This is a genomic window from Agromyces sp. NPDC056389 (assembly GCF_042262385.1).
GTDB lineage: Bacteria > Actinomycetota > Actinomycetes > Actinomycetales > Microbacteriaceae > Agromyces.
This window is the reverse complement of the sequence record NZ_JBHJPN010000001.1, coordinates 1810205-1829265: the sequence shown is the minus strand read 5'-3', so window position 1 is coordinate 1829265 and position 19061 is coordinate 1810205. Positions and strand designations below refer to the sequence as shown.

Here is a 19061-nt window from a genome sequence, read left to right as displayed (position 1 = left end):
GGTTCTCAGTGTGCTGCGCCTGCAGTGGCGCTGCCATGTACACGAGTACAACCCAGGAAGTCACCATGCCCAAGAACAAGAAGCCCCAAGGCGGCAGGCCCGCCAAGAACTTCGATCCCTCGTACGCGAAGGGCGGCTCGAAGGGCGGCCCGGCGCGCGCCGGATCGCAGAAGCCCGGTTCGCGCAGCGAAGGCCACCGCGGCTACCGCCCCGAAGCCGACGCGCCTCGCAAGGAGCGTTGGTCGCGCGACGAGCGCGTCGCCACCGGTCGCGCCCCGCACCGTTCCGAGCGCGACGGCCGCGACGAGCGTGCGCCCCGTTCGAACGATCGCAACGATCGCCCCGCGCGTTCGTACGATCGCGACGAGCGTGCGCCCCGTTCGAACGATCGCAACGACCGCGCTCCCCGTTCCTTCGATCGCAACGACCGTCCCGCGCGTTCGTACGACCGCGACGACCGCGCTCCCCGTACGAACGATCGCAATGACCGTCCGGCCCGTTCTTTCGATCGGAACGACCGTCCGGCTCGTTCGTACGATCGCGACGAGCGTGCGCCCCGTTCGAACGATCGCAATGACCGCCCGGCGCGTTCCTTCGACCGGAACGACCGTCCGGCTCGTTCGTTCGACCGGAACGAACGTCCGGCGCGTTCCTTCGACCGTGACGACCGTGCGCCCCGTTCGAACGATCGCAATGACCGTCCGGCCCGTTCCTTCGATCGGAACGACCGTCCGGCTCGTTCCTTCGACCGTGACGACCGTGCGCCCCGTTCGTTCGATCGCAACGACCGCAATGACCGTCCGGCCCGTTCGTTCGACCGTGACGATCGCGCCCCCCGTTCGTTCGATCGCAACGACCGCAGCGACCGTCCGGCCCGTTCGTTCGACCGCAACGACCGTCCGGCCCGTTCATTCGATCGCAACGATCGCCCTGCGCGTTCGTTCGATCGCCCCGACCGTCCGGCCCGTTCCTACGACCGTGACGACCGCGCCCCCCGTCGTGACGTCGACCGCCCGGGCTTCAAGGAGTCGGGTCGCCGCGACTCGAGCTTCTACCCGGCGAAGGAGCAGGGCAACCGCTTCGCGCCGAACGACGACGTCGTGCTCGAGCGCCTCGAGGCCCAGGCCATCCAGGCGACCGACGCCGATGGCGTGAGCTTCGCCGACCTCGGCCTCGGCGGCAACGTCGTGAGCGCACTCAAGCAGCTCGGCGCCGAGTCGCCGTTCCCGATCCAGGCCGCGACCATCCCGGTCGTGCTCGAGGGTCGCGACGTGCTCGGCCGCGGCAAGACCGGTTCGGGCAAGACCATCGCCTTCGGCGCCCCGACCGTCGAGCGGCTCATGAAGCTCTGGGCCGAGTCCGGCAAGGCCGGCGGCAAGCGCCAGATGGGCCGCAAGCCCCGTGCGCTCATCCTCGCCCCGACCCGCGAGCTCGCCCTCCAGATCGACCGCACGGTGCAGCCCATCGCGCAGAGCGTCGGTCTCTTCACCACGCAGATCTACGGCGGTGTGCCGCAGGCCCGTCAGGTCGGCGCGCTCCAGCGTGGCGTCGACATCGTGATCGGCACCCCGGGCCGCATCGAGGACCTCATCGAGCAGCGCCGACTCGACCTCTCCGAGGTCGTCGTCACGGTGCTCGACGAAGCCGACCACATGTGCGACCTCGGCTTCCTCGAGCCCGTGCAGCGCATCATCCGCCGCACCGCGCCGGGTGGGCAGAAGCTGCTCTTCTCGGCGACCCTCGACCAGGGCGTGGCCGCGCTCGTCGACGAGTTCCTCGTCGACCCGGCAGTGCACGAGGTCGCCGGTGAAGACCAGGCCTCCTCGACGATCGAGCACCGCGTGTTCGTCATCGGCAACCACGAGAAGCGGGACATCGTCGCCGAGCTCGCGAACCGCGAGGGCAAGACGCTCGTCTTCTCCCGTACCCGCGCGTTCGCCGAAGACCTCACCGAGCACCTCGAGGACTACGGCATCCGTGCCGTCGCCCTGCACGGCGACCTGAACCAGTCGCGTCGTACCCGCAACCTCCAGCAGCTCACGAGCGGCCGGGTCAACGTGCTCGTGGCGACGGATGTCGCGGCACGCGGCATCCACGTCGACGACATCGACCTCGTGATCCAGGCCGACGCGCCCGACGAGTACAAGACCTACCTGCACCGCTCGGGCCGCACCGGCCGTGCCGGCAAGACCGGCCAGGTCGTCACGCTCATCCCGCGCAACCGCCAGCGCCGCATGGTCGAGCTGCTCGACCGGGCCGAGATCGACGTCGACTTCGTCGACATGCGCCTCGGCGACGACTTCGCGGGCGAGCTCGAGCGCGGCGCAGCCGCGGTCGAGGCCGACGCAGCGGTCGAGACGCTCGCCGCCGTTGAAACGACCGTCGAGGTCGAAGACGTCGTCGAGATCATCGAGGTCGAGGAGACCGTCGAGATCGTCGAGACCGAGTCGGCTGCCGCCGACGAGGAGCTCGCCGGCTGAGTGCTCCGGTACTGAACGATCGAAGGCCCGTGTCCGATGGACGCGGGCCTTCGTCGTCGCCCGGGACATCCCTGAATCGCAGTGCTCGAGCGACCACTAGGCTCGCGCCATGCGCCTCATCACCGGCGGTGCCGCCGCTGCCGCCCTCGTCCTGCTCCTCAGCGGCTGTGTCGCCGCCGCGCCGACGCCGACGGAGGCTCCCATCGCCGCGCCGACACCGGTCGAGACGACGCCGACTGGGCCGCTGATGTGCGACGAGCTGGCTCCGGGCGACCTCGTGGCCGCCGCGATGACCGGTGCCGACGGCGCTGTGCCCGATCCGGTACGCGCGATCCGGCCCACCGACGCGTTCGGCGCCGTCGAGCTCGCCGCGGCCGGCGCGCTCGGCTGCTCATGGCGTGTCGGCGAGCCGCCGACCGCGATCTACTCCGGCGATGCCGACGTGGCCTACCTCAGCATCGGCCTGCTTCCGGGTGCGGCCGGGCAGTGGCAGCCGGCCTGGGCCGGCGACGCTCCGTCGACCGACACGCTCGCGGTCGGTACCATCGAGGCGTCGACCGCCGTGGGCGAATCCGGCTGGCAGCTCACCGCCCCCGTCGGCGACGCCTGGATCGCCATGCGCCTGACCGCGTCGGGGCTCGGCACGACCGGTTCACGTTACGACGGTATCCCGCCGACCGAGATGCTCTCCCGTCTCGGCGCGCTCGCCGAAGCGTCGTTCTCGGCCGTGCAGGCGGCGTCGCCCGATCGGCTCGCGTTCCCGGCCGCGACGTCGCAGCGACAGGGCGACGCCGTCTGCAACGGCGGCCTCGACCCGCAGGGCATCGGCATGGCGCTCGACGTCACCTTCACGGAGACCGAGGTCGACGACCCGACGACGCGCGCACCGGACTCGTTCGAAGCCGCGGTCGCCGCGGCGGCACGCTCGTACTCGTGCGACTACCTCACCGACAGCATGCGCGGGCCCCACATCGCGGTCGTGCACGGTGCAGGCCAGTTCTTCGACCTGCTCGGACAGGCCGACGTGTCGACGGCGTTCGAGCCGCTCGACCTCTCGGCCGCGCCGGGCTACGCCGGGGGAGACGCCGCCATCCGTGCTCTCGTCACCGACGGACCGGCCTCGCCGGTGCTGTTGAAGGTCGGCGATTCGGTGTACGAGATCTACAGCAAAGATGGGGCCGCGGCAGTCGCCGAGGCGATCCTCGCGCAGATCCGCTGACCAGCGGGGCGACGGGGTGCGGTGCCGCCACGACCGTTCGAGTGGCTCGGGTGGCGCCGGGGACATCCGTTTGCCATAATTACTTCCTGAACGGTCGGTCGGGAATTCCTGATCCTCCGGAAGCCGCGCACCCTGCCTACGCTGGGTGCAGCGTTCCACCAGACAATGCGGTCAGGAGAGGGTGCCCATGAACAGCGCCAGGGCTGAGGCCTACCTCGTCGGCGGCGTGCGCACGCCCGTCGGACGCTACGGCGGAGCGCTCGCCGGGGTGCGGCCCGACGATCTCGCCGCCCTCGTCGTCGGCGAACTCGTGCGTCGCACCCGCCTCGACCAGGCCGGTGAGCTCGGCGCGATCGACGAGGTCATCCTCGGCGCCGCCAACCAGGCCGGGGAGGACAACCGCAACGTCGCCCGCATGTCGGTGCTGCTCGCCGGCCTGCCCGACGAGGTGCCCGGCATCACGGTCAACCGCCTGTGCGCCTCGGGCATGTCGGCGATCACGATGGCCGCGCAGGCGATCCGTGCCGGCGACGCCGATCTCATCGTCGCCGGCGGCGTCGAATCGATGACCCGAGCGCCGTGGGTGCAGGCCAAGCCCGATCGCGCGTGGGCGAAGCCGGGCGCCGCCTACGACACTTCGATCGGCTGGCGCTTCCCGAACCCGAAGCTCGTCGCCCGCGACAAGGCGACCTTCTCGATGCCCGAGACGGCCGAAGAGGTCGCCCGCATCGACGGCATCACGCGAGACGAGGCCGACGCCTTCGCGCTCCGCTCGCAGCAGCGGGCGGCCGCCGCGATCGCCGCCGGCCGGTTCGAGGCCGAGATCGTGGGCGTGCCGACCCATCGCGGCGAGGTGCTCGTCGATGAGGGGCCGCGCCCCGAGACCACGCTCGAGGCGCTGGCCGGGCTGCGGCCCGTCGTGCACGGCGGATCGGTCGTCACGGCCGGCAACTCGAGCGCCCTGAACGACGGCGCCTCGGCGATCCTCGTCGCGAGCGCCGCCGCCGTCGAGCGCTACGGGCTCACGCCGCGCGCCCGCGTCGTGGTCGGTTCCTCGGCCGGGCTGCCGCCCGAGATCATGGGACTCGGCCCGGTGCCGGCGACCGAGAAGGCGCTCGAGCGCTCGGGCATCGACCTCGACGACATCGGCTCGATCGAGCTCAACGAGGCCTTCGCGACCCAGTCGATCGCGTCGATGCGCCGCCTCGGGCTCGACCCCGAGCGCGTGAACGCCGACGGGGGAGCGATCGCGCTGGGGCATCCGCTCGGCTCGTCGGGCTCGCGCCTCGTCGTGACGCTGCTCGGCCGAATGGAGCGCGAGCAGTCGCGCTACGGCCTCGCCACGATGTGCGTCGGTGTCGGCCAGGGCAGCGCGCTCATCGTGGAGCGCGTCTGATGCCCGCTGCCCGCGAAGGCACCGCCGACGCGCCGCTCCTCGTCGAGCGCCGCGACGACCGGGTGATCGCCACGCTCAACCGGCCCGAGAAGCGCAACGCCATCGACCAGGCGACGATCGACGCACTCCACCTGTTGTGCGCCGAGCTCGAGGCGATCCCGCGCACGCTCATCCTCGCCGGCGCCGGCGGCGTCTTCGCCTCGGGTGCCGATATCGCCCAGCTCCGCGAACGACGAGCGGATGACGCACGCGCGGGCATCAACGCGAACGCGTTCGTGCGTCTCGCGCTGCTGCCGATGCCCGTCATCGCCGCCCTCGACGGGTACGCGCTCGGCGGCGGCGCCGAGCTCGCGTACGCGGCCGACATCCGCATCGCGACGCCGGCGCTGAAGATCGGCAACCCCGAGACGGGCCTCGGCATCATCGCCGCGGCCGGTGCGAGCTGGCGGCTGAAGGAGATCGTCGGCGACGCGCGTGCGATCGAGCTGCTGCTCACCGGGCGCACGGTCACCGCCGCTGAAGCGCTCGAGATCGGGCTCGTGAGCGAACTGCACCCGGCCGACGAGCTGCTGCCGGCCGCGCACGCGATCGCCGACCGCATCGCCCGCAACGACCGCGCGGCGACGATCGCGACGAAGCGCGTGTTCCGCGCACCGCGGGGCGCCCATCCCGCGGCCGATCTCGAGGAGCAGGCCGTGCTCTTCGAGAGTCCCGAGAAGCTGCGCCGCATGACCGAGTTCCTCGAGAGGAAGCAGAAGTGAACGAGACCGACACCGGAGCTCCGGCCGACGTCGGCGTGCTCGGCGGCGGGCGCATGGGCGCCGGCATCGCGCACGCCTTTCTGCTCGCGGGTTCGCGCGTCACCGTCGTCGAACGCGACGCCGCTGCCGCCGCTGCGGCCTCGACGCGGGTGCTCGACTCCGTCGCGGCATCCGTCGCCCGGGGCACCGCCGACGATGACGAAGCCGCGATCGCCGCCCGCTTCGCCGCCACGACGGACGTCGCCGACTTCGCCCGCTGCGACCTCGTCGTCGAGGCCGTGCCCGAAGACCTCGAGCTGAAGATCGACGCCCTGACCCGCGTCGAGGCCGTGCTCGCGCCGGGCGCCGCGCTCGCGTCGAACACCTCGTCGATCTCGATCGACCAGCTCGCGGCGCTGCTCGACCGGCCGTCGCGGTTCCTCGGCCTGCACTTCTTCAACCCCGTGCCCGCGTCGACGCTCGTCGAGATCGTGCGCGGCGAGGCGACCGAGGGGCCGCTCGTCGAGCAGGCCCGCTCCTGGGTGCACGCGATCGGCAAGACCCCGATCGTCGTCGCGGATGCCCCGGGCTTCGCCTCCTCGCGACTCGGCGTCGCGCTCGGGCTCGAGGCGATCCGCATGCTCGAAGACGGGGTCGCCTCGGCGGAGGACATCGACGCGGCGATGGCCCTCGGCTACAAGCATCCGATCGGGCCGCTGCGCCTGACCGACATCGTCGGACTCGACGTGCGACTCGGCATCGCCGAGTACCTCTCCTCGACGCTCGGCGAGCGATTCGCCCCGCCCGCGCTGCTGCGCCGCATGGTCGCCGAGGGCAAGCTCGGCCGCAAGACCGGCGAGGGCTTCTACCTCTGGGACGCCCCGTGAAAGGAACACCCATGAACACGATCCTGCCGAGCTACGTGAACGGCGAATGGTGGACCCCGGATGCCGCCGCGTCGGCGACCGAGGTGCGCGACGCCTCGACCGGCGAGGTCGTCACCCGCGTCTCGACCGAGGGGCTCGATCTCGGCGCCGCGCTCGAGTACGCCCGCACTGCGGGGCAGTCATCGCTCGGGGCGCTCACCTTCCACCAGCGCGCCGTGCTGCTCAAGCAGATGGCGCTCGCGCTGACCGAACGCAAGGCCGAGCTCTACGAGCTCTCCGCGCGCACGGGCGCCACGAAGCAGGACTCGTGGGTCGACATCGACGGCGGCATCGGCGTGCTCTTCACGTACTCCTCGAAGGGGCGTCGCGAGATGCCGAACTCGAAGGTCTACGTCGACGGCGCGGTCGAGCAGCTCTCGAAGGACGGCTCGTTCCTCGGCCGCCACATCTACACCCGGCTGCCCGGCGTCGCAGTGCAGATCAACGCCTTCAACTTCCCGGTGTGGGGCTCGCTCGAGAAGTTCGCCCCGGCCTTCCTCGCCGGAGTGCCGACGCTCGTGAAGCCCGCGACGCCCACCGGCTACCTCGCCGAGGCGTTCGTCCGCATCCTCGTCGAATCGGGCCTGCTGCCCGAGGGCTCGTTGCAGCTCGTCTCGGGCGGCGTGCCGACGCTCTTCGACCACCTGCGACTCGGCGACCTCGTCGCTTTCACCGGTTCGGCGTCGACCGCAGAGAAGCTGCGCTCCCACGATTCGGTGCAGACGGGCGGCGTGCGGTTCACGAGCGAGACCGACTCCATCAACGCGAGCGTGCTCGGCACCGATGCGGTAGCCGGCACCCCCGAGTTCGACGCGTACGTGAAGCAGCTCGTCACCGAGATGACGACCAAGGCCGGTCAGAAGTGCACGGCCATCCGCCGGGCGATCGTGCCCGCGGCATCCGTCGACGCCGTGATCGACGCCGTCCGCGCCCGCATCGCCGAGCGCGTCGTGCTCGGCGACCCGCGCGCCGAGGGCGTCACGATGGGCCCGCTCGCCTCGATCGCGCAGCGCGACGAGGTGCTCCGCCAGGTCGGCCGTCTCGAGGCGGGCGGCGGCGAGCTCGTCATCGGTTCGACGGATGCCCCGGCGGTCACCCTCGCCGACGGCGCCACCGGCGAGGCATCCGACGGCGCCTTCGTCGCGCCGATGCTGCTGCGATTCGCCGATGCCGCGAGCCCCGCGCTGCACGAGGTCGAGGCGTTCGGTCCGGTCTCGTCGATCCTCGGTTACGACTCCGTCGCCGAGGCGGCCGCACTCGTCGCCCGCGGCGGCGGATCGCTCGTGACGAGCGTCGCGACCCACGACCCCGAGGTCGCCGTCGCGCTCGCGACGGGCATCGCCGCCTACAACGGCCGCGTGCTCTTCCTCGACCGCGACGACGCCCGCTCGTCGACCGGCCACGGCTCGCCGCTGCCGAACCTCGTGCACGGCGGACCCGGTCGCGCCGGAGGCGGGGAGGAGCTCGGCGGCATCCGTGCCGTGCTGCACCACATGCAGCGCACGGCCGTGCAGGGATCGCCCGAGATGCTCACGGCACTCACCGGCGTCTGGCACGCCGGCGCCTCGTCGCAGCCCGGCGGCGTGCACCCGTTCCGCAAGTCGCTCGCCGAGCTGAGGATCGGCGACCAGGTCGTGAGCGCGTCGCGCACGGTGACGCTCGAGGACATCGAGACGTTCGCGCACTTCACCGGCGACACGTTCTACGCGCACATGGACGAGGCGGCGGCATCGGCGAATCCGTTCTTCCCGGGCCGGGTCGCGCACGGGTACCTGCTCGTGTCGTGGGCCGCCGGTCTCTTCGTCGATGCGGCACCGGGGCCCGTGCTCGCGAACTCGGGCCTCGAGAACCTGCGCTTCGTGACGCCGGTGTCGCCCGGCGACTCGATCCGCGTCGAACTCACGGCGAAGCAGATCACGCCGCGCGAGACCGACGAGTACGGCGAGGTGCGGTGGGACGCGGTGCTGAAGAACCAGGACGACGAGCTCGTGGCGGCGTACGACGTGCTCACGCTCGTGGCGAAGGAGCTCGCGCCGGCCTGAGGCGCGGTGGTCGGCGGCCCACCTACTCGGCGGCCGCCAGCACGGCCTCGACGAACCTCGCGGCGAGATACTCCTGACCCGCCTCGTTCAGATGGAGTCCGTCGCCGAGGTCGAATTCGGGGCTGTTGGCTTCATCGAGCCACATGCTCGGCGTGACCGGGTCGATGGAGAGGGCGCCCGCATCGGTCGCCGAGGTTCGGATGACGCCTGACTCGTCGCGGTTCCCGACGCCGCCGAACGGACCGGTCGGCCCGAAGACGATGACGTCGGCCTCCGGCCATGCCGCGCGTGCGGCATCGACCGCCGCGATGACGTTGTCCCGTTCAGTGTCGGCCGGCACGAAGAGGTCGTTGAGGCCGCCCTGCAGGACGACCAGGTCGTAGCTCGCCGCACCTTCGGCGTGCAGGTGGACCCGACTGGCGTAGTCGAGGCCGGTCCGACCGTCAGCTGCGGTGCCCTGAGTGAATCCGGTGCCGCTGACGCCGTCGATGGTCGCCTGCCATCCGCGATCTGCGGCGGCGATGTGGGCCCAGTCCGTGCCAGGCGCGATCCCGTAGCCCTCGGTGTACGAGTCGCCGATCACGAGCACCTCCGCACCCTCGGCGATGTGCGCCGGGGAGAGCGTCACGGCCGTTCCAGGGGTCGCGGACGTCGTAGGAGCATCGGCGCGACCCTCGGGAGAGGAGCTCGCGGACGCCACCGGCGAACCACCGCAGGCGGAGAGCAGCATCAGCGCGAGCACCGCGAACGGCGCCGCGGTCAGCGCAGCGCGGCGACGCCCGAGTCGATTCGTGCTCATCACCTCGATGCTAGGCGTGCCGCTGCGGATCACCCCCGAAGCGCGAGCGCGAAGGGCAGCACCTCGGTCGCGCCCGCCCGGCGGAGCTCGCGCGCGGCGATCGTGAGGGTCCACCGGCTGTCGGCCTGGTCGTCGACGAGCAGCACGCCGCCGGCTGGGACGTCGAGGGCGTCGGCCGAGAAGCGATCCCACAGTCCGGCGAGCCGGAACGCGCTGTTGCCGCCCGGCTGTCCGGTCGGACCGCCGTTTCGGAACTCGAGCGCACCGAGGTAGGGCAGTCGCCCGACCTCGGCGAGGCCGCGGGCGAGCGAGTCGACGAGCTGCGGGCGCGAGCGCGACGGCATCGCCACGACCGCGACCGGGCGCTCGGACCAGCCCCAGTCGGCGAGCACCCGTACGCACGCGGCGAGCACCTGCGGCGAGACGGGCGCATCGGGCGCTCCCGCTGCGAACAGCTCGCGCAGCGTGCCGCCCCAGCCGAGGTCGGTGAGGCGGGCCAGGGCGCGGCCCTCGCTCGCCTGTTCGGCGGGCGCGATGCGACCCTTGACCGGCACACCCAGCCGATCGGCGCCGGTGGGCCACGCTCGGCGCGGTTCGATGGGCACGCCGACGCGGTCGAGGGATTCGGCGGCGGTGGCCGTGGCGGATGCCGCGATCTCACGTGGGTACCAGACGCCCGCGCAGTTGTCGCACCGCCCGCAGGGCGCCGCCGTGTCGTCGTCGAGCGATCGCTGCAGGAACTCCATGCGGCATCCGTCGGTCTGCTCGTAGTCGATCATGTGCTGCTGCTCGGCCAGCCGCTCGGCGGCGATGCGCTCGTAGCGCTCGGCGTCGTAGACCCATGGCGCTCCGGTCGCGATCCAGCCGCCCTGCACGCGGCGCACCGCGCCGTCGACGTCGAGCACCTTGAGCAGCAGCTCGAGCGGAGTGCGGCGGATGTCGACCATCGCCTCGAGGGCCGGTGTGGAGACCGGCACGTCGGAGAGGGCGCCGATGACCCGCTCCGCTCGCTCCTGATCGGGCATCGACGCGGTCGCGAAGTAGTGCCAGATGGCGGCGTCTTCGGTGCCGGGGAGGAGGAGCACGTCGGCGCTCTCGCTCGCGCGCCCGGCGCGCCCGACCTGCTGGTAATAGGCCACCGGAGACGACGGAGCCCCGAGGTGCAGCACGAACCCGAGGTCGGGCTTGTCGAAGCCCATGCCGAGTGCGCTCGTCGCCACGAGCGCCTTGACCTCGTTGCGCTTCAGCATGCCCTCGGACTCGGTGCGCTCGTCGGTGTCGGTCTGCCCCGTGTAGGCGCGCACCTCGTGCCCGCGTTCGCGGAGCAGTCGGGCGGTGTCGTTGGCGGCAGCGACCGTCAGCGTGTAGATGATGCCCGAACCCGGCAGGTCGTCGAGGTGGCTGAGGAGCCAGGCCAGTCGGCTCGGCGAATCGGGCAGGCGCAGCACGCCGAGCCGCAGCGACGCCCGGGCGAGCGGCCCGCGGATCGTGAGCACCTCGGGCGCGTCGCCGCCGTCGGCCGCACCCGTGCCGAGCTGCTCGGCGACGTCGGCGACGACCCGGCTGTTCGCGGTCGCAGTGGTCGCGAGCACCGGCACCTCGGCGGGCATCTGCGAGATGAGGTCGCGGAGGCGCCGGTAGTCGGGCCGGAAGTCGTGGCCCCAGTCGCTGATGCAGTGCGCCTCGTCGACGACGAGCATGCCGATGCGCCGCACGAGGGCAGGCAGCTGCTCTTCGCGGAACGTCGGGTTGTTCAGTCGCTCGGGGGAGACGAGCAGCACGTCGACCTCGTCGCGATCGAGCTGGGCGAGCACGTCGCTCCACTCGTGCGCGTTCGTCGAGTTGATCGCCACGGCCCGCACGCCCGCACGCTCGGCGGCCGCGATCTGGTCGCGCATGAGGGCGAGGAGCGGCGAGACGAGCACGGTCGGCCCCGCGCCCCGCCGGCGCAGCAGCAGCGTCGCGACGAAGTACACCGCCGACTTGCCCCACCCCGTGCGCTGTACGACGAGCGCACGGCGACGCCCCTCGACCAGCGCCTCGATCGCCTCGAACTGCCCGTCGTGGAACTCGGCGTCGCTGCGCCCCACGAGCTCGCGCAGGGCGGCGAGCGCAGCGGATCGGGTGTCGGAGGGCTGCGCTGCGATGGTCATCCCCCCACTCTGGCGCACGCGACCGACAGGCGGCTGGGCGACCGGCCCCCACCCACCTCAGATGACCGGCCGAGGAATAGGGCGATCTCCGGATGCCGCACCCCCGCCTTAGCGAGGAGTCTCGACTCAGACACACAGGAGCAGACATGTTGATCTCGGAAATCGCCTTCCCGCACCTCGTCGCCGCGAACGACGAGCGCATCGCCGTCGACCTCGAGCGCCGCCGAGTGGCCCTCGAGCGCCGGGCCGAGGCGGTGGCGACCACGGGTGCAGCACCAGCGGCGCCGGCAGCGGCGACCGAGCGGTCACCGCGCCACGGGGCATCCCGCCGGCATCCGGCGAACCGGATGCCGCGCCCCGCGGCGTGATCGCTTGACTGGGGCCTCTGCGCCCACCACCCTGAACGCATGAGCGAATCGACGCGCACCGCCGCCCGTGGTGCGGCCTTCTGGATCTGCTACGCGGTCACGGTCATCAGCGCCGGGGTGAGCGTCACCTACTCGGTGCTCGCCGTGATCGACGGCGGACTCGAGGCGAGCGACGCGCTGTACGCGACCTCGCGAAGCGTTGCGCTCGTGGTCATGGCGCTCGTGGCGCCGATGTTCAGATCCGACGCGGGCCTGCTCATCATCGCGGTAGCGATGACCATCGTGCAGGGCATCGACTCGTTCATCGGTGCGGTGCAGGGCGACGTGGCAAAGACCATCGGGCCGGCGGTGCTGTGCATCGTGACGATCGTCGCCGCGACGTTCCTCGCCCGCAGCGACCGCATGCGCAGCCTCGACTGACCCGCGTCAGCCGAGCAGCTCGTCGACGCGGTTCGAGGTCGGCATGCGCAGGCCGTCGAGGGCGATGGCGATCACGTCGCCGGCGAGCCGGTCGGCATCCTCCTTGCCGCCGGGGCGGTACCACTCGACGATCGAGTTGATCATGCCGAATGCGAGGCGGGCGACGACGCTCGGGTCGATGTCGGAGCGGAGGCTCCCCTCGGCCTGCGCCTCCTCAACGAGCGAGGTGACCGCCCGGTCGAAGGCGCGCCGACGTGCGAGGGCGCGCCGCTCGACCTCGGTGTTGCCGCGAACGCGGAGGAGCAGCGTCACCGACGGCAGCCTGTCGACGAGCACGTGCACGGCGCCGCCGAGCACCGCCTCGAGTCGATCGGCCGCGCGGCCCTGCGTGGCACCCGATTCGCCGAGCACGCCCTCGAGGGCACTGAGCGCGTCGTCGAGGGCGCGCTCGAGGATCTCGTCCTTCGAAGCGAAGTGGTGGTAGATCGCCGACTTCGAGAGGCCGAGCCGATCGGCGAGCACGCCCATCGAGGTCGCGTCGTAGCCGTACTGGTTGAACGCGGCGACGGCGACCTCGAGGATCCCCTGCTGGTCGTACCCGGGGCGCCCCCGTCGAAGTGAACCGTTCTCGCTCATCGCCATCATCTTCGCACCCGGCGGTCAGTGCGGGCGGCAGGTGCCACGCGACATCCGCTCACGCGCCCCGCAGATCGTAGACGCGCTTGTACTTGCCCTCGCTGCGGGGGAGCGCGCCCGGCTCTTCGAGCTGCACGGCGACGGTCGATCCGATGCCCTCCTTGATGCGCTTGGCGAGCACCACGGTCGCGGCCTGGCAGACCTCGACCGAGAGGTCGGGGTGCCGCTCGATGCGCACGGTCATGTCGTCCATCGTGCCCGTGCGGCGCAGCTCGAGGATGAAGTGCGGCGTGAGCTGCTCGATGCCGAGCACGATCTCCTCGATCTGCGTCGGGAAGAGGTTCACTCCGCGCAGGATGATCATGTCGTCGTTGCGACCGGTGATCTTCTCGATGCGGCGCATGCCGGGGCGGGCGGTGCCGGGCAGCAGGCGCGTGAGGTCGCGCGTGCGGTACCGGATGACGGGGAACGCCTCCTTCGTGAGCGAGGTGAACACGAGCTCGCCCATCTCGCCGTCGGCGAGCTGCGCGCCGGTGTCGCCGTCGATGATCTCGGGCAGGAAGTGGTCCTCCCAGATGTGCGGCCCGTCCTTCGTCTCGAGGCACTCGTTGCCGACGCCGGGGCCCATGACCTCGCTGAGGCCGTAGATGTCGAGCGCGTCGATGCCGAGGCGCTGCTCGAGTTCGTGGCGCATCTCGTTCGTCCACGGTTCGGCGCCGAGCACGGCGACCTTCAGCGAGGTCGAACGCGGGTCGATGCCCTGCTCGACCATGCAGTCGGCGATCGTCAGCAGGTAGCTCGGCGTGCAGAGGATCGCGTCGGGCTCGAAGTCGAGGATGAGCTGCACCTGCCGCGCGGTCTGCCCGCCCGACATCGGGATGACGGTCGCGCCGAGCTTCTCGATGCCGCCGTGCGCGCCGAGTCCGCCGGTGAAGAGACCGTAGCCGTAGGCGTTGTGCACCTTCATGCCCGGGCGGATGCCGCTGGCCCGCAGCGACCTCGCGATGAGCGTCGCCCAGCGGTCGAGGTCGCCCTTCGTGTACCCCACGACGGTCGGCCGCCCGGTGGTACCGCTCGAGGCGTGGATGCGCGCGACCTGCTCCATGGGCACGGCGAACATTCCGAACGGGTAGGTCTGGCGCAGGTCCTCCTTCGTCGTGAAGGGCAGCTTCACGACGTCGGCGAGCGAGCGGATGTCGCGGGGGTGCACTCCCGCCTCGTCGAACTTCCTCGTGTAGAGGGGCACGTTGTCGTAGGCGTGCTGCACGGTCTGCTGCAGTCGCTCGAGCTGGAGCGCCTCGACCTCGGCGCGGGACATCCGCTCTTCGGGGTCGAGCTCGTCGGGTGCTGCGGGGGCGAGGCCGGAGTTGGAGGGGGAGGTGGTCGTCGTCGACACGGGGGCTCCTGGTGGCTGGGTCAGGTCAGATGGTGCGGTTGGTGGAGATCGAGCGGCCGCGGAACTCGGCGACGGCGTCGCCCTGCTCGTCGACGACCGTGACGTCGTAGAGGCCGGTGCGGCCGCTGCGGGCGCGACGCACGGCGGTGGCCGTGAGGGTCTGCCCGACGACCGTGGACTTCAGGAAGGTGATGTCCGCGCCCGCGGCGACGGTGATCGTGTCGTCTTCGTTGCAGGCGATCGCGAATGCGGTGTCGGCGAGCGTGAAGACGAAGCCGCCGTGGGTGATGTGGAAACCGTTCGTCATGTCGTCGCGAACCCGCATGGAGACGACCGCGTGGCCGGGCTCGTCGACCTCGACGACCATGCCGAGCGCCGCGGAGGCCTGGTCGCGCTGCATCATCGCGCGGGTGGAAGTGGTCGAGGCATCCGCCATGTGAAGCTCCTCATCGAGTTCATGCGTTCGCGCGCCGTTGCCGCAGCGCTCGAGATGAGCATATACTAACTGAACGATCGGTTAGTAATGCCGAATCCAGAGACACAGGAGTCGACGATGACCTCTCCAGCAGACCTCAGCGTGGCCGGTGCCGACCAGCCGGGTGACGCGGCCGCACAGGCGCTGTTCGACGACCTCATCGCCGCCGACTCCCGCATCGAGCCCCGCGACTGGATGCCCGAGGCGTACCGCAAGACGCTCATCCGGCAGATCTCGCAGCACGCGCACTCCGAGATCATCGGCATGCAGCCCGAGTCGAACTGGATCACGCGTGCCCCGAGCCTGAAGCGCAAGGCGATCCTCATGGCCAAGGTGCAAGACGAAGCGGGCCACGGGCTCTATCTCTACTCCGCGGCGCAGACCCTCGGCATCACGCGTGAAGAGATGATGGACCAGCTCATCGAGGGCCGTGCGCGCTACTCGTCGATCTTCAACTACACGACGCCGACGTGGGCCGACATGGGCGCGATCGGATGGCTCGTCGACGGCGCCGCGATCTGCAACCAGGTGCCGCTCTGCCGCGCGTCGTACGGCCCCTACGGCCGGGCGATGGTGCGCATCTGCAAGGAGGAGTCGTTCCACCAGCGGCAGGGCTTCGAGATCCTGCTCGAACTCATGCAGGGCACCGAGGCGCAGCGCGAGATGGCGCAGGACGCCGTGAACCGCTGGTACTGGCCCGCGCTGCAGATGTTCGGTCCGCCCGACGACCAGTCGCCGAACTCCGCCCAGTCGATGGCGTGGAACATCAAGCGCTTCTCGAACGACGAGCTGCGCCAGCGCTTCGTCGGCATGCTCGTGCCGCAGGCCGAGGTCATGGGCGTGACGCTGCCCGACCCGAACCTGCGCTTCAACGAGGAGACCGGCGAGTACGACATGAGCGAGATCGACTGGACCGAGTTCAACGAGGTGCTCGCGGGGCGCGGTCCCGCGAACGCGGAGCGCATCCGCCGACGCCGCGAGGCCCACGAAGACGGCGCCTGGGTGCGCGAGGCGGCCCACGAGTACGCCCGCAAGCAGTCCGAGCGCGCGCTCGCCGCCGCAGGGGCGGTGGCCTGATGTCGACACCCGGCGAGATCGGCACCGAGGCGTGGCCCCTCTGGGAGGTCTTCGTGCGCGCCAACCGCGGCCTCTCGCACGTGCACGTGGGTTCGCTGCACGCGCCCGACGCCGACATGGCCGTGCGCAATGCGCGCGATCTCTACACGCGTCGCAACGAGGGCGTGTCGATCTGGGTGGTGCCCGCCGACGCGATCACCACGAGCGATCCCGACGCGAAGGGCGCCTTCTTCGAGAGCCCCGCAGGCAAGAACTACCGCCACGCCGTCTACTACACGAAGAGCGAAGGGGTGAAGCACCTGTGAGCGGCGCAGACCTCGACCCGCACGGCGACCTCCACGGCGACGTCTCCGTCGATCGGCTCGCACTCGCCGAGGAGCTCGCGGGCACCGCGGCCGACGGCAGCACGGTCGTCGCCTCGGCGGATGCCGCGGAGTACGCGCTGCGGCTCGGCGACGACGCCCTCGTGCTCGCCCAGCAGCTCGGCATGTGGATCGCCCGCGCGCCCGAGCTCGAGGAGGACGTGGCGCTCGGCAACATCGCCCTCGATCTCATCGGTCACGCCCGATCGCTGCTGCACTACGCCGGCACTGCGAGCGGTCGCAGCGAAGACGACCTCGCCTACTGGCGCGGTGAGTCCGAGTTCCGTAACGCCTGGCTCTTCGAGCAGCCGAACGGCGACTTCGCCCACACGATCGCGCGGCAGCTCGCGGCATCCGTCTACCTGTACGAGCTGTACTCGCAGCTGGTCGACTCGACCGATCCGACGCTCGCGGCGATCGCCGCGAAGTCGGTGAAGGAGGTCGACTACCACCGCGACCACGCGACCCAATGGGTACTGCGGCTCGCGGACGGCACCGAGGAGTCGCGCCGGCGCATGCTCGTCGCGATCGCCGACACCTGGCCCTACGCCGACGAGCTCTTCGTCGACGACGCCCTCGTCGAGCGACTCGCCGCGACGGGGGTCGCGGTGCTGCCGTCGACCCTGCGACCGGCATTCGACGCCGTCATCGACGAGGTGTTCGCCGAGGCCGTGCTCGAGCGCCCGGCCGGCCGCACCGCGTTCACCGCTTCGGGCGGCGGCCGCGACGGCCGTCACACCGAGCACCTCGGGCCGCTCCTCGCCGAGATGCAGGTGCTCGCCCGCGCGCACCCCGGAGCATCATGGTGACCGCGGTGGCGCAGCGCGCCGCGGCATCCGTCGCCCGGCCGGTGCCGAGCGATCCGGCGTCCGCGCGCGCGTGGGCGGTCGCCGCGACCGTGACCGACCCCGAGATCCCCGTGCTCACGATCGAAGACCTCGGCGTGCTCCGCTCGGTCCAGGTCGGCGACGACGGCGCCGTGCGCGTGCAGCTGACACCCACCTACAGCGGATGCCCCGCGCTCGACGCCATGCGCGACGACGTGCTGCTCGCCCTCACGCACGCCGGCTACGGCGACGTGCGGGTCGATCTCGTGCTCGCACCGGCGTGGACCACCGACTGGATGAGCGACGCCGGCAAGGAGAAGCTGCGCCGGTACGGCATCCAGGCGCCGAGCGGCACCGCGGCCGCTCGCCCGGCCGGCCCCGTGCGCGTGCAGCTCGCCGTGAAGTGCCCGCGCTGCGACTCCCTGAACACCCGTGAACTCGCCCGCTTCGGCTCGACATCGTGCAAGGCCCTCTACGAGTGCCGCGACTGCCTCGAGCCCTTCGATTACTTCAAGGTGCTCTGATGGCCGCCCGCAACCTGGGGTCGACGGCGACTCCGCCGAGCGACGCTGCGGTCGCCGAGTCGTTCCTCGCCTCGACGGTCGGCGGCGAGTCTCTGTCGAAGAACGAGGCGGCCAAGCGCCATCGCGCGCGCTTCCACTCGCTCGAGGTCGCCGAGGTGCGCCCGCTCACGGCCGACGCCGTCGAGGTCACCTTCGCGGTGCCCGACGACCTCGCCGACGACTACACGTACCTGCCCGGCCAGTACGTGGCGCTCCGCAAGGACTTCGACGGCCACGAGCTGCGCCGCAGCTACTCGATCTGCCGGCCGCCCGTGCGGGGCAGCGTCTCGGTCGCCATCAAGCGCGACCTCGGCGGGCTGTTCTCGACGTGGGCGAACACCGAACTCGTCGCGGGCGACACCCTCGACGTGATGAGCCCGCAGGGCACGTTCACCTCGAGCCTCGACGCCCTCGACGGCAAGCACATCGTCGGCATCGCCGCGGGGTCGGGCATCACCCCGCTCATGGCGCTCGCCCACACGGTGCTGTCGCGCTCGGAGACATCCGAGTTCGAGCTCGTCTACACGAACCGCTCGACGCTCGACGTGATGTTCCTCGAGGAGCTCGCCGAGCTGAAGGACCGCTACCCGTCTCGCCTCGCCCTGCACCACGTGCTCTCGCGCGAGCAGCGCACCGCGCCGCTCCTGTCGGGGCGCATCGACGGCGAGAAGCTCGATCGCATGCTCGACGTGCTGATCCGCCCCGAGACGGTCGACGAGTGGTTCCTCTGCGGGCCGTTCGAGCTCGTGCAGCTCGCCCGCGACACCCTCGAGGCGCGCGGCGTGCCCGTGAAGCACGTGCGCTACGAGCTCTTCACGACCGATGCCGACCGGGTCGAGCCGCGCCATGGCCGCCCCGTCGTGGTCGAGCGCGGCGAGCCGACCGTTGCGATCGAGTTCACGCTCGACGGCCAGTCGACGAGCGTCGACAGCCCGGTGAGCGCGAACGAGTCGATCCTGAACGCGGCGCTTCGGGTACGGCCCGACGTGCCGTTCGCGTGCGCCGGGGGAGTGTGCGGCACCTGCCGTGCACGCCTCATCGAGGGCAGCGTCACGATGACCGAGAACTACGCCCTCGAACCCGACGAGCTCGAACGCGGCTACGTGCTCACGTGCCAGTCCCACCCCAAGTCCGAACGGGTCGTCGTCGACTACGACGTCTGACACCGAGAGCCTGCGAACG

General features: G+C 71.2%; 18 protein-coding genes. 13 read left to right on the top strand and 5 right to left on the bottom strand.

Translation table 11 applies throughout. The features are described 5' to 3' along the window. Positions 1 to 65: 65 nt before the first annotated feature. From ACFCVM_RS08475 to paaZ, 6 genes are all read left to right on the top strand, one after another. Positions 66 to 2480, top strand: coding sequence for a DEAD/DEAH box helicase (locus ACFCVM_RS08475; RefSeq protein ID WP_375835681.1), 2415 nt, complete (start codon positions 66 to 68; stop codon positions 2478 to 2480). 109 nt (positions 2481 to 2589) lie between these two features. Beyond that, positions 2590 to 3699 carry a hypothetical protein gene (locus ACFCVM_RS08470; protein ID WP_375835680.1) on the top strand — a complete coding sequence of 370 codons (1110 nt, stop codon included), beginning with the start codon at positions 2590 to 2592 and terminating at the stop codon, positions 3697 to 3699. 187 nt (positions 3700 to 3886) lie between these two features. Next, positions 3887 to 5095 (top strand): acetyl-CoA C-acyltransferase, encoded by a 1209-nt coding sequence (locus tag ACFCVM_RS08465; RefSeq protein ID WP_375835679.1) that lies wholly within the window; start codon positions 3887 to 3889, stop codon positions 5093 to 5095. Continuing rightward, positions 5095 to 5856: an enoyl-CoA hydratase/isomerase family protein gene (locus tag ACFCVM_RS08460; RefSeq protein WP_375835678.1), complete on the top strand. Its 762-nt coding sequence runs from the start codon at positions 5095 to 5097 to the stop codon at positions 5854 to 5856. The genes ACFCVM_RS08465 and ACFCVM_RS08460 overlap by 1 nt, the downstream gene beginning before the upstream one ends. Beyond that, the gene (locus ACFCVM_RS08455) at positions 5853 to 6722 is read left to right on the top strand and encodes a 3-hydroxyacyl-CoA dehydrogenase family protein (protein ID WP_375835677.1); all 870 of its coding nucleotides are present in this window, start codon (positions 5853 to 5855) and stop codon (positions 6720 to 6722) included. The genes ACFCVM_RS08460 and ACFCVM_RS08455 overlap by 4 nt, the downstream gene beginning before the upstream one ends. A gap of 11 nt (positions 6723 to 6733) precedes the next feature. Beyond that, the gene (gene paaZ, locus ACFCVM_RS08450) at positions 6734 to 8803 is read left to right on the top strand and encodes a phenylacetic acid degradation bifunctional protein PaaZ (RefSeq protein ID WP_375835676.1); all 2070 of its coding nucleotides are present in this window, start codon (positions 6734 to 6736) and stop codon (positions 8801 to 8803) included. Positions 8804 to 8825: 22 nt separating this feature from the next. Here the strand turns inward: paaZ and ACFCVM_RS08445 are convergent, their stop codons facing one another. Continuing rightward, positions 8826 to 9602 carry an SGNH/GDSL hydrolase family protein gene (locus ACFCVM_RS08445; protein ID WP_375835675.1) on the bottom strand — a complete coding sequence of 259 codons (777 nt, stop codon included), beginning with the start codon at positions 9600 to 9602 and terminating at the stop codon, positions 8826 to 8828. Positions 9603 to 9631: 29 nt separating this feature from the next. Then, complete coding sequence (locus ACFCVM_RS08440) at positions 9632 to 11755, bottom strand: RecQ family ATP-dependent DNA helicase (protein ID WP_375835674.1); 2124 nt, start codon at positions 11753 to 11755, stop codon at positions 9632 to 9634. Positions 11756 to 11901: 146 nt separating this feature from the next. Here ACFCVM_RS08440 and ACFCVM_RS08435 point away from each other — a divergent pair, with 146 nt between their 5' ends. Together ACFCVM_RS08435 and ACFCVM_RS08430 are read left to right on the top strand one after the other, a co-directional pair. Continuing rightward, on the top strand, positions 11902 to 12123 hold the full coding sequence (locus tag ACFCVM_RS08435) for a hypothetical protein (RefSeq protein WP_375835673.1): 222 nt from the start codon (positions 11902 to 11904) through the stop codon (positions 12121 to 12123). Positions 12124 to 12162: 39 nt separating this feature from the next. Further along, entirely contained in the window at positions 12163 to 12543 is a 381-nt protein-coding gene (locus ACFCVM_RS08430; protein WP_375835672.1) for a hypothetical protein, read from the top strand. Between the two features lie 6 nt (positions 12544 to 12549). Here the strand turns inward: ACFCVM_RS08430 and ACFCVM_RS08425 are convergent, their stop codons facing one another. The 3 genes from ACFCVM_RS08425 to paaI all read right to left on the bottom strand — a co-directional run bounded on the left by ACFCVM_RS08425 (position 12550) and on the right by paaI (position 15011). After that, complete coding sequence (locus tag ACFCVM_RS08425) at positions 12550 to 13179, bottom strand: TetR/AcrR family transcriptional regulator (RefSeq protein ID WP_375835671.1); 630 nt, start codon at positions 13177 to 13179, stop codon at positions 12550 to 12552. 58 nt (positions 13180 to 13237) lie between these two features. Further along, on the bottom strand, positions 13238 to 14497 hold the full coding sequence (gene paaK / locus ACFCVM_RS08420) for a phenylacetate--CoA ligase PaaK (protein ID WP_375836684.1): 1260 nt from the start codon (positions 14495 to 14497) through the stop codon (positions 13238 to 13240). 103 nt (positions 14498 to 14600) lie between these two features. Continuing rightward, positions 14601 to 15011 carry a hydroxyphenylacetyl-CoA thioesterase PaaI gene (gene paaI, locus ACFCVM_RS08415; protein WP_375835670.1) on the bottom strand — a complete coding sequence of 137 codons (411 nt, stop codon included), beginning with the start codon at positions 15009 to 15011 and terminating at the stop codon, positions 14601 to 14603. Positions 15012 to 15128: 117 nt separating this feature from the next. On the opposite strand from paaI, the gene paaA reads away from it, so the two are divergent. Genes paaA through paaE form a run of 5 tightly spaced genes read left to right on the top strand, consistent with a single transcriptional unit; the run spans position 15129 to position 19042 of the window. After that, positions 15129 to 16127 carry a 1,2-phenylacetyl-CoA epoxidase subunit PaaA gene (paaA, locus tag ACFCVM_RS08410; protein ID WP_375835669.1) on the top strand — a complete coding sequence of 333 codons (999 nt, stop codon included), beginning with the start codon at positions 15129 to 15131 and terminating at the stop codon, positions 16125 to 16127. Further along, complete coding sequence (gene paaB / locus ACFCVM_RS08405) at positions 16127 to 16432, top strand: 1,2-phenylacetyl-CoA epoxidase subunit PaaB (RefSeq protein ID WP_375835668.1); 306 nt, start codon at positions 16127 to 16129, stop codon at positions 16430 to 16432. The genes paaA and paaB overlap by 1 nt, the downstream gene beginning before the upstream one ends. Next, entirely contained in the window at positions 16429 to 17298 is an 870-nt protein-coding gene (gene paaC / locus ACFCVM_RS08400) for a 1,2-phenylacetyl-CoA epoxidase subunit PaaC (protein WP_375835667.1), read from the top strand. The genes paaB and paaC overlap by 4 nt, the downstream gene beginning before the upstream one ends. Beyond that, positions 17292 to 17840 (top strand): 1,2-phenylacetyl-CoA epoxidase subunit PaaD, encoded by a 549-nt coding sequence (gene paaD, locus ACFCVM_RS08395; RefSeq protein ID WP_375835666.1) that lies wholly within the window; start codon positions 17292 to 17294, stop codon positions 17838 to 17840. Before paaC ends, paaD begins: the two co-directional genes overlap by 7 nt. Next, positions 17840 to 19042: a 1,2-phenylacetyl-CoA epoxidase subunit PaaE gene (gene paaE / locus ACFCVM_RS08390; RefSeq protein ID WP_375835665.1), complete on the top strand. Its 1203-nt coding sequence runs from the start codon at positions 17840 to 17842 to the stop codon at positions 19040 to 19042. Before paaD ends, paaE begins: the two co-directional genes overlap by 1 nt. Positions 19043 to 19061: the final 19 nt, after the last annotated feature.